Below are 14,883 nucleotides of genomic sequence, written 5' to 3'. Positions count from 1 at the left end.
TTCTTTTCTGACAAATACAAAACTGTTAATGCATAAACTTGGGAAGCGCCGTATACGAGACCCGTACGTACGGTGCTGTGGGAGGTCGGGAAAGTTATTTAACTTTCTCTCCTACCCGATTGAAAAAATGATGCGTTAAGCATTTAAGACAATAAAATGGCGTGAACCGATTAACTGGGATCACGCCATGTATCGTATGTTTTAATGATGTTCTCGGCTACTTCACGTTTCGATATTCTCATATCCATGGCGTGTTTTTCAATATAGCGGTGTGCCTGAGGTTCAGAAAAATTAAGGTATTTAATAAGTGCGTATTTTGCGCGATCTATCATGCGCATATCTTCAATCTTATGCTGCAGGCGAATGTTTTCGTTTTGAAGGTCAACGAGACGCTTGCTGGTTGCTGAGACAATTTTGACAGCCTGATAAAAAAAGGCTTTGCTAATGGGCTTCGGAACACAAACGACGCCATAATCTTCAACGCGTTCAGCAATTTGATCGGATAATTCACTTTTAACGAGTAGGATAATGCCGGCTGTTGTCTTTTGAGAAAACATGGCGGCCAATTCATGACCGAATTCGTCCTTTAGCGGGGCGTTAATAATAATGAGATCAAAGCTTTGGGTGAGAATCGTACGTCTAGCTTCACTGCCGTCGCCGATATTGACAACTTGCGCCTGAAACGACGACAAGAGTTCTCGACACAGTACTTGGCTGTTTTCAGCGCTTGACACAACCAAAATTCTCTCCATTTGCTATCACCCCCTTTGGTAATGTTTTAATAAGTTCACTATTTAATAATCTGACGATGCTAAAATATGATGTCACGGCGACGCCGTTGTCAGCCGTGCATGACCAAGTACAATACATTCTGATATTGATTAGTTAAGGACGTGACATATGAGCCTTCCGTTGATCTTTCGTCACAATTTGTTGAATGTTTGTCGTTTGCCCTGTGAAAGCGACATACTGCGGGAAGGCTTAAAATTTGAATGACGCAGTTTTCTCAGGTAATAGAAGTATCAAAATAATGTGAAATCTCCTGAACATAATGATCTGTTGATTCTTCCACGAGCATGCATTCGTTGCGTTTGACGTCGAAATAGTCTTCAAGAAAGAGATAGGGAATCGTCTTTGATAAAAAACTCGACTGCTCTGCAATTTGAATGGCGGCTTTGAGAGATGTTGGAATCAGGTCAAGTGTCTTGTTGCGCATTTCAGCACTGATTGGCTGATAACTGTAGCCGGTTTCGCTGGATGTTTCAAGTGCCGCAATACCTGCTCGGAGCATTAATGTGAAAACGATGTACGGATTTAATGTTGGATCTGGCGAACGAAGTTCAATGCGGCTAGCGTCTCCATGTCCGGTCAACAGTCTTAACCATGCCCGTTCGTCAGGTTCCACGAGCTTTTTCGAATGCTGTGCCCGCAGTCTGGAATAAGAGTTCGTCAACGGATTGGTAAACAGCGAAAGCGCCGGTAATTGATTGAGTACGCCGTGTGTAAATGCGAGCACTTGTTGGCTAGTGTTGGCATTGTATAAATTCTCATTAGACCGGTAAAGGGATAAATTAATATGCATCCCATTGCCATGTTCGGCTTTAAGCGGTTTCGGCATAAACGATGCGTGCAGGCCATTGCGTTCGGCGACCATTTTAACCACGGACTTAAAAGTAAGAAACTGATCAGCGGCATCAAGAGGTGAAACGTATTTTAATGAAATCTCATGCTGTCCCGGACCGCGCTCATGATGTGACGTTTCAGGAAGGAGTCCCATTGTTTCAAGGGTTAGACAAATATCCCGTCTGACGTTTTCACCGCGATCTCTTGGTGCGATGTCAAAATAGCCGGCACGGTCATGCGGTGTCGTCGTCGCATATCCCTTATCATCGAGTTCAAAAAGGTAGAATTCACATTCAAGGCCAATTGAAGCACGAAGCCCCAATGACGAGAGTTCATCAATCGCGCCGATGAGCTGACGTCTGAAGTCGCCTGAAAAAGGCGTACCATCTTCATGGTAGATATGACAAAACATACGAATGACGCGACCTTGAGTCGGACGCCAAGGCAGTATAGAAAGTGTTGTAGGATCCGGCTTTAGCACGAGAGAACCCGCTGTTCTGTCAAAGCCCGAAATAGCAGTTGCATCAAATACGATGCCCTGATCAAATGCTTTTTCAAGCTCGGTCGGCATAATCGATAAATTTCGAAGTGCCCCATAAATATCGGAAAAAGCGAGACGAATAAATTTGACATCGTTTTCGCGTGTAAACTGCAGAACTTCTTTTGCCGTGTACTTCATGGAAATCGCCTCCTCATTTGCGGTTAGCTAAAAGTGGCATTAGGATGTTTTCATTCTATTATATAATAGAATGTTTCGTGTGAACACCGATTGATATCGAAATCTTTAGAAAATTCGACAACATTAAATGTTGTGCTGAAATGTATTAGATTTTATACATAGTAAAAGCGTTCATAATAAACCATACGCAAACGCATTACGATCTATTATGAACGCCCTTGCTCATAAGAATTACGAATGTTTAACTAAGTTTAACTTATTATAATGCGTGTTTTGGGGCATGTCAAGGGTGAAAACACTTCATTTAGGCGATGTTTTTCCAAAAAAAATGAAATTTTATGCGAATAGGGGTTGACAAACACTTTGCTGGAAATTATAATTGCACCTATAGTAGCAATGGCGCTGCAGACCTAAATGGTCGTGCAACGCCATTTTTTTGTTTATAGCCAGAAAATTTTATTAAGGGGGGACAGCTTTATGAAAAATGTTTCCACACTCTTCGGAAGCATGGTCTTCAATGACAGCGCAATGAAGGAACGTTTGCCAAAGGATACCTATAAAGCGCTGAAGAAGACAATTGAGAGCGGAAAATACTTAGACGATTCAATTGCAGACGTCGTTGCCAATGCAATGAAGGACTGGGCAATTGAAAAAGGTGCAACGCACTTTACGCACTGGTTCCAACCGCTCACAGGTATCACAGCGGAGAAACACGACAGTTTTATTTCACCAAAAGATGGTGGCAGCAACATCATCATGGAGTTTTCAGGCAAAGAACTCATTAAAGGTGAACCGGATGCATCAAGCTTCCCATCAGGTGGTTTGAGAGCAACTTTTGAAGCAAGAGGCTATACAGCTTGGGATCCAACTTCTTATGCATTTATCAAAGATGGTATCCTCTGTATTCCAACGGCGTTTTGTTCATACAGCGGCGAAGCATTAGATAAAAAGACACCGCTTCTTCGATCAATGGACGCGATTAACAAACAAGCGCTTAGAATCTTAAAGCTGTTCGGCATTGATGATGCAGCGAAGGTAACAGCGACTATGGGACCTGAGCAAGAGTATTTCCTGATCAAATCAGACGATTATGCAAAACGTAAAGACTTGATTTACACAGGCAGAACCCTTTTCGGTGCTAAACCACCAAAAGGACAAGAACTTGATGATCATTATTTTGGAACGATTAAACCACAAGTTTTGGCATTTATGGATGATCTCAACGAAGAACTCTGGAAGCTCGGCATACTGGCAAAGACACAACATAATGAAGTGGCACCTGCTCAACATGAGCTAGCACCTATTTTTACAGATTCAAACATTGCGACAGATCACAATCAGCTGTCAATGGAAATGCTTAAAAAAGTTGCTGTTAAACATGACTTGGCTTGTTTAATGCATGAAAAACCATTTGCCGGAATCAATGGCAGTGGGAAACACAATAACTGGTCGCTATCTACAAATACAGGCGTTAACCTGCTTGATCCAGGTTCATCACCAATGGAAAATGCACAGTTTATCTTATTCTTAACGGCGATTATCAAAGCAGTTGACGAATATCAGGATCTTCTTAGAATTTCCATTGCGAGTGCGGGCAACGATCACCGTCTAGGTGCAAATGAAGCACCACCGGCAATTATCTCTATCTTCCTTGGCGAAGAGCTCGGTGCTGTTATCGATGCAATTGATGCGGGTGCAGAGTACAACCAAAAAGACAAAGAACATATGACAATTGACGTTGATGTATTGCCTAAATTCCCTAAGGACAATACAGACCGTAACAGAACGTCGCCATTTGCATTTACCGGCAATAAGTTTGAATTCCGTGCAGTTGGTTCAGCGGCATCTATCGCAGGACCAAACACTGTCCTCAATACGATTGTTGCAGAAATACTGAAAGAGTTTGCAGATAAACTCGAAGGATCTGCGAACTTTACAGAAGACTTGAATGCATTGGTTAAAGAAACGATTGCAAAACACAAACGCATTGTATTCAATGGCAATAATTATGCTGAAGAGTGGGTTGTTGAAGCTGAAAAACGTGGTTTGTTAAACCTTAAATCAACGGTTGAAGCACTGCCTTACTTTATTTCAGAAAAGAATATCGAACTCTTTACGAAACATGGTGTTTATTCAGAGTCAGAAATGCATTCAAGATACGAAATTAACCTTGAAAGCTATTGCAAGATTTTGAACATTGAAGCACTTACAATGGTAGAAATGGCTACAAAAGAGATTTTACCGGCAGTACTCGACTACGTTTCAGACTTAGGTAAAACAGCGGCTCAAAAGAAAGCTGTTTCAGCGTCAATCTCATGTGAAGTCGAAGAAAAACTGCTTGGCAAATTATCAAAACTTGCTGACAATCTCTATGCAAAAGTTGGGGAGCTCGAATCTAAGCTTGCAAGTACTGAGAGCGAAAGCACAAGAGCTGAAGCAGAGTACTACAGAAACACAGTTATTCCGGCAATGGAAGAACTTCGTATCGTTGCGGATGAGCTTGAGACGGTTGTTGGCAAGAAATACTGGCCATATCCAACATACGGCGAAATCTTATTTTATAACTAATTCCGGGTTAGCCGGGATCGTAATAGCTGACAGCATTGTATAAACATCTATAGAGAGAAAAAGACAATTAAACAAAAAACACAGCGGCGTGTTATTCATTCTCAGAAATTGCTCTGGGAATGGGTAGCACGCCCATTTTTTTGGGAGGGAAATTTATGGAAATGTATAACTCGGCAAGTACGTTGTGGGTACTCGTAGCAGCAGCACTCGTATTCTTCATGCAAGCTGGTTTTGCAATGGTTGAAGCAGGTTTTACGAGAGCAAAAAACGCAGGTAACATCATCATGAAAAACTTGATGGACTTCTCCATCGGGACACCTGCATTCTGGATTATTGGTTTTGGGATCATGTTTGGTTCAGGTAATGCGATTTTTGGCGTATTTGATCCAATGGTTCTCGGTGAATACGGTTTGCCTGACGGTGTACCACTGCCGGCATTTTTAATCTTTCAAACAGTGTTCTGTGCAACAGCGGCAACAATTGTTTCAGGTGCTATGGCAGAAAGAACAAAATTTATTTCATACATCATTTATAGTTTCTTCATTAGTGCGGTTGTTTACCCTATATCAGGTCACTGGATTTGGGGCGGCGGCTGGTTAGCTGTAAGGGGCTTCCACGACTTTGCAGGCTCAACTGTTGTTCATATGGTCGGTGGTGTTGCGGCACTCGTCGGTGCTAAAATGATCGGACCTCGTATTGGTAAATACAGCGAAACTGGTGAACCACAAGCAATCTTAGGACATAATTTGCCAATGGGGGCACTTGGCGTATTTATTCTTTGGTTTGGATGGTTCGGATTTAACGGTGGATCGACTGTCGGTATGGTAGGCGATGATGTGATTTTCTTAACATCAAATATCTTTGTAACAACGAACTTGGCAGCTGCAATGGCAGCACTTACAACAATGATCGTTACATGGTTCCGTTATAAAAAACCGGATGTGTCCATGACACTCAATGGTGCACTCGCAGGTCTTGTTGCTATTACAGCAGGCTGTGATGCCGTATCACCTGGTGGTGCAGCTCTTATTGGTATTATCGCAGGGATCGCCATTGTCTTTGGCATTGAATTTATTGATAAAGTATTAAAAATTGATGATCCTGTTGGCGCAATTGGCGTCCACGGTATCTGTGGTGCACTTGGTACACTTTTAGTTGGTGTCTTTGCACTTGACGGCGGCCTCGTATATGGCGGCGGCGCTGATTTGTTTATCACTCAGTTAATTGGTATTGTAGCCGTTGCACTTTGGGTTGCTGTTACAATGGGACTCTTATTTACAATTATTAAAGCGACAATTGGTCTTCGTGTCTCAGAAGCTGAAGAAGTAACTGGACTCGATGTATATGAACATGGTTTAGCAAGCGCTTATGCAGACTTCACACCAATGATCAGTACTGTTTCAACGCATGCTTTAGCAGCAGCATCTGAATATCCGGCTGGGATGGTACCAGAAGAATTAGCCGTACCGGTAACGAGAAAAGACTCGGGTTCTACAAAACATCCAGATGCTAAGATTACAAAAGTGACGATGATTATTCGTCCCGACAAGTTTGATAAAGTCAAAACGGCAATGCATAAAATCGGCATTACCGGTATGACAATGACACAAGTCCTCGGATGCGGGATGCAAAAAGGCAGCCATGAATTTTACCGCGGCGTTCCAGTAGACATTACATTACTGCCAAAGGTTAAAGTTGAATTCGTCATCTGTAAAGTGCCGGTTGAATTAGCCATTAAAACAGCGATTGATTCTGTTTACACTGGTAATATCGGCGATGGTAAAATCTTCGTTTACGATGTAGAGGATGTTATCAAAGTTAGAACAGGTGAAAGAGGATATGACGCATTGCAAGATGAATAATAACAGTGCGCCTCTAAATTAGCTCCTTAATAAAGTACCATAAATAGAGACCCTGCGAAGATTGTCAATGACAATGGCCGCAGGGTCTTTGCCATGTATTAAAGGAACGTTCGAGTATGGCTATTGTAGATTGTTATAAGTCATGTATTTGAACACGGCGATGCTTATTAAAGGAACGATTTTCAACACGATCACGGTATCAAAGCAGCATGGATTAAAATGAATGAAGGGATTTCAGATAAATTTCAAGTGAGACGAATAGAAAGATTGGGCACATATGCGTATATTTGATATAATGGAGGGAGTAAAAAGTTGAGGAAGAGAATACATGGAAAATCAATTTGAACAATTAGGTTTAAAAGAAGAACTCATTAAGGCCGTTGATGCAATGGGATTTGCAGAACCAACGGAAGTACAGCAGCGTGCAATTCCAGTCATACTGGATAACCGAGATGTCATTGTGCGTTCCAAGACGGGCAGTGGCAAGACCGGAGCTTTTTCATTGCCTATTCTGCACAGTCTTTCGGGCGATGAAATGGCACTTATATTGACGCCAACACGCGAGCTAGCGTTGCAGATTGATCAGGACATCCGTAAGATGAAGCAGTTCTTATCACTTAAGACAACAGTGGTATACGGGCAACATAATATGAGCAAGGAAATCGAAACCCTCAAGGGTGCTCAGATTGTCACGGGAACGCCAGGCCGCGTATGGGATCATATCCAGCAAAAGAACTTAAAATTGAATAATGTGAAATACATGGTATTAGATGAAGCGGATCGTATGCTCGATATGGGCTTTTTTGATCAAGTCATTCGTATTGTAAAGAAGACGCCGGAAGATCGGATGACGATGCTCTTTTCAGCGACAATGCCGCCTGAAATTGCAAAGATGGCAAAACGCTATATGAAAGCGCCTGAAATCATTGAAATTGCATCGGATACGAAAACAGTAGATACGATTAAACAAAGTTATTACAAGGTCAAAAGAGAAGAAAAAAATACAATCTTAAATCGAACGCTTCGCTATTATCAGCCGGACAGCTGCATGATCTTCTGTAATACAAGAGTTGGTGTTGATCGTGTCGACACCTATTTAAAGCGCAAAGGCTATCACTCCGACGCGTTGCATGGGGCCAATTCGCAGAGTAACCGCACGCGGACGCTGCAGCGATTTAAGCGCGGCGATAATCAGATCTTGGTCGCAACTGATGTTGCTGCAAGAGGACTCCATGTTGAGGATTTGTCTTTGGTCATTAATTATGATGTTCCAAATGAAAAAGATAATTACATCCATCGTATCGGACGTACCGGCAGAGCCGGCAATGGCGGTGTTGCTATTTCGCTGGTAACCAGTGACGATATTATGTCGCTTTATGAGATTGAAGAGCATGTTGGCGTTCTCATTGATGAAGAAACACCACCGACAGAAGCGATGGCAGATGAAGCTTTTGAAAATTCCAACAGCAAGTGGAAATATAAAAAGCGCGAGATTCCAAAAAGTGATAGTGAAGCAGGAGAGCGCAAGAAACGCAACCGCAAGCCGCGCGTTAAGAAACCTTCAGAGGGTGCTGCATCTATTGCAGACGACACCAAAAGAATGGAAGCCTCAGCACGTGCTAAAAGCAATAAACGCACAGAAGAAATGCAGCGTCCGAAATCCGGCAGTAAACGCGTGGAGGATACGACGCGGACAAAAGTGAATACAACGAATGAAAAGGTGCGTAAGCCGCGAAGTATGAAACAGCCGAACGATGATGCGCGCAAAAGTCGTCCTGCTCAACAGCGGCCTTCGGAAAATGCTTACCGCATCCATGTTGCAAGTACAACGAAGTTTGTTGAGAATCAAAAACAGCAGGCTAAAAGCCAAACGGCAAAGCCCGTACTTGAAAAGGCAGAAGCTGCACAGTCAACGGGAATTATCGGTAAAATTACACGTCTTTTCAAACGTTAAGAAAGCTTATATAGGAGTGACATTGTGAAACAGTTCAAAATTGTAATCATTGGTGCAGGTCATGTTGGCTCGCACTGCGGCTATAGCCTTATGCAATATGGTGATGTCGATGAAATCGTCTACATTGATATTGAAGCTGAAAAAGCTTCTGCACAGGCTGCCGATATCGCCGATGCAGGTATTTTTATGCCTCACCCCGTAACCGTTAGGGCAGGCGATTATAAGGATTGTGACGACGCTGATATTGTCGTACTTGCAGCAGGTGTACCAAGACGAGAAGGGCAAACGAGATTGGATACACTTGGTGATTCCATTGCATGTATGCAGGACATTGCACCAAAGCTTAAGGCGACACAGTTCGCTGGCCCATTGGTGTGCATTTCTAATCCTGCTGATGTCATTGCTGATTTTATGTATCGCGCTTTGGAATGGGATTCATCAAGAATATTCAGTACGGGAACTGCGCTGGATACAGCGCGGTGCAAACGAGCGTTTAAAGAGGCGCTTGATATTGATGCACGAGGCGTTGACTGTTTCGTACTCGGCGAGCATGGCGATTCAAGCATGATCCCATTTTCCGCAGTGAGAGTTGGCGGCCAATTGTTGCGATCTCTAAAGGGCAGTCGATATGCAGAACTGGATGAAGCCGCGATATTGAAACGTACCCATATGATTGGTATGGAAGTTGTGATTGGCAAAGGTTCTACAGAATTTGGCATTGGGACTGTGCTGGCGAATGTCGTACGCGCAATTGTGCATGATTCACATTCTGTAATGCCTGTATCAGCACGGCTCCATGGTGAATATGGTCATAGAGACCTCCACATTGGTGTCCCCGCGATTATTGGTAGGGAAGGCGTTCTGGAAGTAATTGAAATGCCCCTAGATGGTGCAGAACAAAAAAGTTTTGATCAATCCTGCGAAATTGTCCTGACACATAATAAAATGGCACAGTCGCTGTGATTATTGTGTGATTGTTGAGATGCGGTATAGCCTTCGTATGACGGGAATTCAACAGATTTCAGCAAATGTTTATCGAAAGATGATTAGGTCAATGCCTTAAATGCTTTGTGCAAAGGCTGTGACAGTATGCTTTGTGCCAAGGCTGACAGCATACTTGGCGATAGGGCCCCATGCGGTAAATTGAAAAATAAGACCCCAGTATATCACAAGGTGATACGCTGGGGTTTTGACGTATAATGACGCCAATAATGAATAATATAGAAAGGGTTGTTGATAGCATTTTTAAGTTTTATGATGTGAACAGCATGCGGTCGTTGGCAAGCTGCTTTTTGCGTTCTTTTGAGTAAAAAGATAATAACTCATCCATTGTGAGGGCGCTGCGATCTTTGCCTGCAATATCTAGGATGATTTGACCATCATCCATCATGATCGTGCGGTTGCCGAGTTTCAGCGCAGCGTGGATATCGTGGGTAATCATCATGGCAGTTAAATGATCACGCGCAATGATTTTTTCTGTAATTGCCAAGATTTTTTGTGCTGTTTCAGGATCGAGCGCTGCGGTATGTTCGTCCAGCAGCAGTAACTTTGGTTCGGCTATGGTGCACATAATCAATGTGACAGCTTGGCGCTGACCACCTGAAAGCTGCCCGACTTTTGTTTTCATACGATCCTCTAGCCCCAATTCGAGCTGACTTAAGATTTCGCGAAACTTTGATCGATCAGATTTGTTTAGGGCGAATAAACCGCGTTTGGCTTTACGTGTAAAAGCAAGTGCCAAATTTTCTTCAATCGTCATATTTGGTGCGGTTCCCTTCATGGGATCTTGCATTAAACGCCCAATTTCAAAAGCGCGTTGATGATCGGAAAAGGCAGTGATATTTCGCTGGTCTAGGATGATTTGGCCTGAATCAACGAGGAACTGACCGCAGATAGCGTTAAACAGTGTTGATTTACCAGCGCCGTTTGAACCGATAATGGTAATGAAATCACCGGGATTGACGTGTAGTTCAATGTGATCAAGTGCATTGCGTTCATTAATGGTGCCTTTATTAAAGGTCTTGTTTACATTCATGAGTTTCAGCATATGCTGTAGACGCTTCGCGTTTTGCGTGGCGTCGAACCTCCCTTCTGATTTTCATTTGATGGTAGGATTGCTGTACAGAAGGCCCTGACAGGGCGATAACGACAATCACTGCCGAGATGAGTTTTAGAGCATAGGAAGGGAAGAGATCAATTTTTAGCGCAAATGCAACAATGATTCTGTAAATGACGGAACCGATCATTGCAGATGCAATCCCGATTGTAACACCTCTTTTCCCAAAGAGCGTTTCACCGATAATAACAGATGCGAGTCCGATAATGACCATCCCACTACCGGATGAGACATCAGAAAACATTTGATATTGACTGATTAATCCACCTGACAGCGCTACGCAGGCATTGGCAATGGCAAGGCCGATACACTTTGTTAAGTTTGAATTGATCGAAGACGCCCGTACCATTTCTTCGTTATCGCCTGTAGCGCGAATTGCGAGGCCGAGATGCGTTTTAAAGAAAATCGGGACAATAACGAGCAACAGTAAAGCTGGAATGATGGCAAAACAAGTCATCATCAGCATGTTTCCGCCAAAGGTTTCTTTTAACATTGTAAAATAAGTTGCTTTGCCGGCAACGGATAAATTGGATCGTCCTCCCATAATGGCGAGGTTGACTGTATAAAGACTCGTCATAACTAAAATACCTGACAAAATGGGATGGATGAGCAATTTGGTCTGCAAAAGTCCTGTTGCAGTACCGGCGATAGCGCCAAAGAATAGAGTGGCAATGAGTGCCAGTATGGGATGTCCGGATGCCGTTAAAACGGCTGCGCATGCCATACCGAGAGAAAAACTGCCATCTACAGTTAAATCCGGCGTATTGAGAATTCGAAATGAAATGTAGATGCCCATTGCCATTACGGCATAAAGAAAACCGAGTTGTAATGAGCCAACTAATAAAATCATGAGAGCCTCTTTCGTCTTAGCAGCGATGCATTTGAAAATAATCATCTTCCTTGATGCGATAGATCGGATATATTGTGAAGGAAGATTGGTGTCATCGTTTAGATTAATCATAAACAGACGGCCGGTGACGGCCATCTGTCGTTATTTTGCAGCAATTTTGTATGGTTGTTACACAATGAAGATTGTTCTGCTGGGTTCAAATTATTCTTCGCCAAAGATCAGAAAACCTTTTAAAGTGTCTTTAGGAATTTCTAATCCGAGTGCATTGGCAGTACCGATATTAATCATTTTTGAATATTCACTGATTTGTTCAACATGGTTTTCTGCAATGGTTTCACCGCCGACAATTCTCGCGATCATCTGAGCGGTTTGACGACCGAGTATGGTGTAGTCAATGCCGACAGTTGCAAAGGCGCCATCTTTAACCATAGAGTCTGCACCGACATAAGTTGGTAAATTCCCCGACATAGCCGATTGCATATAAGTTGCCATTGCAGAGGCCACCGTGTTGTCATTAGGTGTGAAAAGTGCATCGACTTCACCGATGAGCGATGAAACCGCTTGTTGGATGTCGGCAGTGCCCGTGATTGTCGCTTCTTCATAATTAAGACCATTGGCATCACAGTATGCTTTTGCGCGTTCAATACCGGTTGCAGAGTTGACTTCACTTGTATTATAGACAAATCCAAATGTCTTTGCATCAGGTGTTAAGATTTTTGCGAGTTCGAAAATTTCCTCAATGGCGATTGCGTTTGAAACACCTGTGATATTTCCGGTCGTCTGATCAAAAGCGGTGACGACACCGGCTTCAACAGGGTTGCTGACTGCGGAGAAGACAATTGGGACACTGTCTGTAGCGGCCATGGCTGCCTGTGCTGTTGGTGTTGCAATCGGAACGAGCATATCAACATTTTCAGCTAAAAGATTTTGCATAATGGTTGGCAGCATACTGCCATCGCCATTTGCGTTTTCGAGTTTGATTTCTATTTGATCGTCAAGTCCCAGCGCTGAAAGTTCTGAGACGATGGTATCTCTGATTTCGTTGAGTGAAGGATGATCCATTGGCTGAACAATTGCGATAACATATGGATCAGCTGAGGTTGTTGCTTCTGGCTGTTCAGTTGTTTGTGTTTGTTCTTGTTCTGATTGATTGGCTTCTGCTGGCGCCGCTTCTTCTGATTTTGAAGCGCATCCTGCGAGCATGCTGACCACCATCATCAGTGTTAGTGTTAAAATACCGAATTTTTTAAAAAGTGTGTTTGTGTTTTTTTGAGTCATCATTATAGTCTCTCCTTCTTTTCTAATATAAATCGTACAGAAATTGAGAGATGCGCTGCATTGGTGTGCAAATAAAAAAACACCTATCCTCACGTTAGGACAGATGTTATCTGCTATGCCACCCAAAGTATTGTTATGAAACAATTTCGAAAATGCCAACACATTCCCTGCTGTTAACGCCAGCGTACGTCTAAGCTACTCGTTGCCTTTCACCGCGCCCTCAACGGTCCATTTACCATACAGCATTTTCACAAGGTTTCCACCAGCCCCTGTTCTCTATTGACGCTTATTATGGTTTTATCTCCGCATCATTGGTTTGTTAGTGTTATTATAAGAATCTGCACTCCGATTGTCAAGGGCAATTTGATAAATATTCAGTTGTTTTTATTTTGAAACATTACTGAGCAGCTGCTGAGTGTTAACAACGTACAAGTAAAGCGTGGGGGATAAAGTTGATTAGACTGTGTCGGTGTTCAATGACAGTGGTGATAAATGTTAATAATAATCTATAAAAACCACAGACGCTGTAACGTTTCTGTGGTTTTTATAGATATTTTTTGAATAATTATAACCTAACTGATTATATGTTGTTAAGTGTTAAACTTTTGAAGTCTAACTGCACTGTTAATAGCCTCACTGTTACGTGGAGCATTTTTTACAATAATGATTGCAAATAGCGCTCGCTTAGAGTTTTGTCTTAATGAGATCGCCCAGGCGTTTAATGCCCGTTTCAATTTCCTCGATAGATGCGTTTGAAAAATTAATGCGCATGCCATTATAAAAACCGCCGTTTGGATAGAAGGCATCACCGGGAACAAATCCGATTCGATATTCGAGGGCTTCGTCTGACAGAGGCCTTGTTTCAATGTGTTCAGGTAATTCAGCCCAAATAAACATGCCGCCGGTCGGTTTTGAATAGTAAACTTCTTTTGGGAAGTATGTTTCGATCGCGCGAAGCATTGCATCTCGCTTCACGCGGTAAATGTCGCGAATATGGTCGATCTGAGCATTGATGTCGTTATCTTGTAAATAAGTTGCGACAACATATTGTGAGAATTGGTTGGTATGAAGATCAGTAGCTTGCTTTAACAGTGCGATTTTTTCTGTTAATTTGGCAGGCGCAGCAACCCAGCCGAGGCGAAGGCCCGGGCATACAATTTTAGAAAATGTACTCAAATAGATGACGCGATCTTCGGTGTCATATGCTTTGAGTGGTTTTTCAGGTTTGCCGTCATAGCTGAGTTCAGCGTATGGACTGTCTTCGATAATAAGAACATCATATTGGTTGGCAATAGCCACGAGCTGTTTACGACGTTCTTGACTCAATGATCTGCCAGTCGGATTTTGAAAATCTGGAATGATATACATGAATTTGACTTTGTAATTTTTAAGATAATCTTCTACAGCTTCTGGAATAATGCCTTCGTCATCCATTGGTGCATCTAGGAAGTTAGGCTGATACGCTTTAAAAGCATTGATGGCCGCTAAGTAGGTTGGGCTTTCGCAGATGATATAGTCTCCCTTGTCGATAAAGGCTTTTGCACAGATGTCCAGAGCTTGTTGAGAGCCCGTTGTGATAAGGAGCTCATCATCTGCAACTGTTATTTCGCGGTCGGCCATGATTTTTACAATCTCCTGCCGTAGAGCCGGCACGCCTTCAGTCGCACCGTACTGAAAGTTTTGATAGCCATAAAGATCAATGGCTTTTTGTGTTGCACGTTCAATGGAATCCATTGGGAAGGCGTCTTTGGACGGCAGACCTCCAGCAAAGGAAATAAAGTTTTCCATTGTTGCATATTTCAGCAATCTTCTGACATCTGATCCTTTTGCCTCTGCGGCAACAGTTGAATAAAATTTTTGATACATAACCCGTTTTCATAATGCCGTTGCATTATGATGCTCCTTTCTAAGTGTATATCGTTTATATGATCTGATTGACAGCATAACAGCCAG

10 protein-coding genes are annotated in these 14,883 nt (G+C 42.7%); 4 read left to right on the top strand and 6 right to left on the bottom strand.

Going from position 1 to position 14,883, the window contains the following annotated elements; translation table 11 throughout:
* Window positions 1–170: 170 nt before the first annotated feature.
* Together KHM83_RS04885 and KHM83_RS04880 are read right to left on the bottom strand one after the other, a co-directional pair.
* The gene (locus tag KHM83_RS04885) at window positions 171–752 is read right to left on the bottom strand and encodes an ANTAR domain-containing response regulator (protein ID WP_213235798.1); all 582 of its coding nucleotides are present in this window, start codon (window positions 750–752) and stop codon (window positions 171–173) included.
* A gap of 254 nt (window positions 753–1,006) precedes the next feature.
* Window positions 1,007–2,302, bottom strand: a complete 1,296-nt coding sequence (locus KHM83_RS04880; RefSeq protein WP_213235797.1) for a glutamine synthetase family protein — start codon at window positions 2,300–2,302, stop codon at window positions 1,007–1,009.
* A 477-nt stretch (window positions 2,303–2,779) separates the two neighbouring features.
* Here KHM83_RS04880 and KHM83_RS04875 point away from each other — a divergent pair, with 477 nt between their 5' ends.
* From KHM83_RS04875 to KHM83_RS19935, 4 genes are all read left to right on the top strand, one after another.
* On the top strand, window positions 2,780–4,870 hold the full coding sequence (locus KHM83_RS04875; RefSeq protein ID WP_213235796.1) for a glutamine synthetase III family protein: 2,091 nt from the start codon (window positions 2,780–2,782) through the stop codon (window positions 4,868–4,870).
* A 161-nt stretch (window positions 4,871–5,031) separates the two neighbouring features.
* Window positions 5,032–6,732, top strand: coding sequence for an ammonium transporter (locus KHM83_RS04870; RefSeq protein ID WP_425513865.1), 1,701 nt, complete (start codon window positions 5,032–5,034; stop codon window positions 6,730–6,732).
* A 328-nt stretch (window positions 6,733–7,060) separates the two neighbouring features.
* Window positions 7,061–8,686, top strand: a complete 1,626-nt coding sequence (locus KHM83_RS04865) for a DEAD/DEAH box helicase (RefSeq protein WP_213235794.1) — start codon at window positions 7,061–7,063, stop codon at window positions 8,684–8,686.
* A gap of 24 nt (window positions 8,687–8,710) precedes the next feature.
* Entirely contained in the window at window positions 8,711–9,649 is a 939-nt protein-coding gene (locus KHM83_RS19935) for an L-lactate dehydrogenase (protein WP_213235793.1), read from the top strand.
* A 289-nt stretch (window positions 9,650–9,938) separates the two neighbouring features.
* On the opposite strand, the gene KHM83_RS04855 is transcribed toward KHM83_RS19935, so the two are convergent.
* The 4 genes from KHM83_RS04855 to KHM83_RS04840 form a co-directional block, all read right to left on the bottom strand.
* Window positions 9,939–10,733 carry an ABC transporter ATP-binding protein gene (locus tag KHM83_RS04855; protein ID WP_213235792.1) on the bottom strand — a complete coding sequence of 265 codons (795 nt, stop codon included), beginning with the start codon at window positions 10,731–10,733 and terminating at the stop codon, window positions 9,939–9,941.
* Complete coding sequence (locus KHM83_RS04850; RefSeq protein WP_213235791.1) at window positions 10,699–11,652, bottom strand: ABC transporter permease; 954 nt, start codon at window positions 11,650–11,652, stop codon at window positions 10,699–10,701. Before KHM83_RS04850 ends, KHM83_RS04855 begins: the two co-directional genes overlap by 35 nt.
* 201 nt (window positions 11,653–11,853) lie before the next feature.
* Window positions 11,854–12,933: an ABC transporter substrate-binding protein gene (locus KHM83_RS04845; protein WP_213235790.1), complete on the bottom strand. Its 1,080-nt coding sequence runs from the start codon at window positions 12,931–12,933 to the stop codon at window positions 11,854–11,856.
* A gap of 681 nt (window positions 12,934–13,614) precedes the next feature.
* On the bottom strand, window positions 13,615–14,796 hold the full coding sequence (locus tag KHM83_RS04840; RefSeq protein WP_213235789.1) for an aminotransferase-like domain-containing protein: 1,182 nt from the start codon (window positions 14,794–14,796) through the stop codon (window positions 13,615–13,617).
* Between the last annotated feature and the right edge of the window lie 87 nt (window positions 14,797–14,883).

The sequence above is a fragment of the Fusibacter paucivorans genome, from assembly GCF_018390735.1.
Classification (GTDB): Bacteria; Bacillota; Clostridia; order Peptostreptococcales; family Acidaminobacteraceae; genus Fusibacter; species Fusibacter paucivorans.
Note: the sequence above shows the minus strand (reverse complement) of the source record. Positions and strands in the feature narration are given on the sequence as shown.

What these genes read in the sequence shown, in the direction of transcription:
- KHM83_RS04850 (WP_213235791.1), bottom strand. Translation starts at nt 11,652, where the DNA reads ATGATTTTATTAGTTGGCTCATTACAACTCGGTTTTCTTTATGCCGTA.
- KHM83_RS04885 (WP_213235798.1), bottom strand. Translation starts at nt 752, where the DNA reads ATGGAGAGAATTTTGGTTGTGTCAAGCGCTGAAAACAGCCAAGTACTG.
- KHM83_RS04840 (WP_213235789.1), bottom strand. Translation starts at nt 14,796, where the DNA reads ATGTATCAAAAATTTTATTCAACTGTTGCCGCAGAGGCAAAAGGATCA.
- KHM83_RS04875 (WP_213235796.1), top strand. Translation starts at nt 2,780, where the DNA reads ATGAAAAATGTTTCCACACTCTTCGGAAGCATGGTCTTCAATGACAGC.
- KHM83_RS04845 (WP_213235790.1), bottom strand. Translation starts at nt 12,933, where the DNA reads ATGATGACTCAAAAAAACACAAACACACTTTTTAAAAAATTCGGTATT.
- KHM83_RS04855 (WP_213235792.1), bottom strand. Translation starts at nt 10,733, where the DNA reads ATGCTGAAACTCATGAATGTAAACAAGACCTTTAATAAAGGCACCATT.
- KHM83_RS04880 (WP_213235797.1), bottom strand. Translation starts at nt 2,302, where the DNA reads ATGAAGTACACGGCAAAAGAAGTTCTGCAGTTTACACGCGAAAACGAT.
- KHM83_RS04870 (WP_425513865.1), top strand. Translation starts at nt 5,032, where the DNA reads ATGTATAACTCGGCAAGTACGTTGTGGGTACTCGTAGCAGCAGCACTC.
- KHM83_RS04865 (WP_213235794.1), top strand. Translation starts at nt 7,061, where the DNA reads ATGGAAAATCAATTTGAACAATTAGGTTTAAAAGAAGAACTCATTAAG.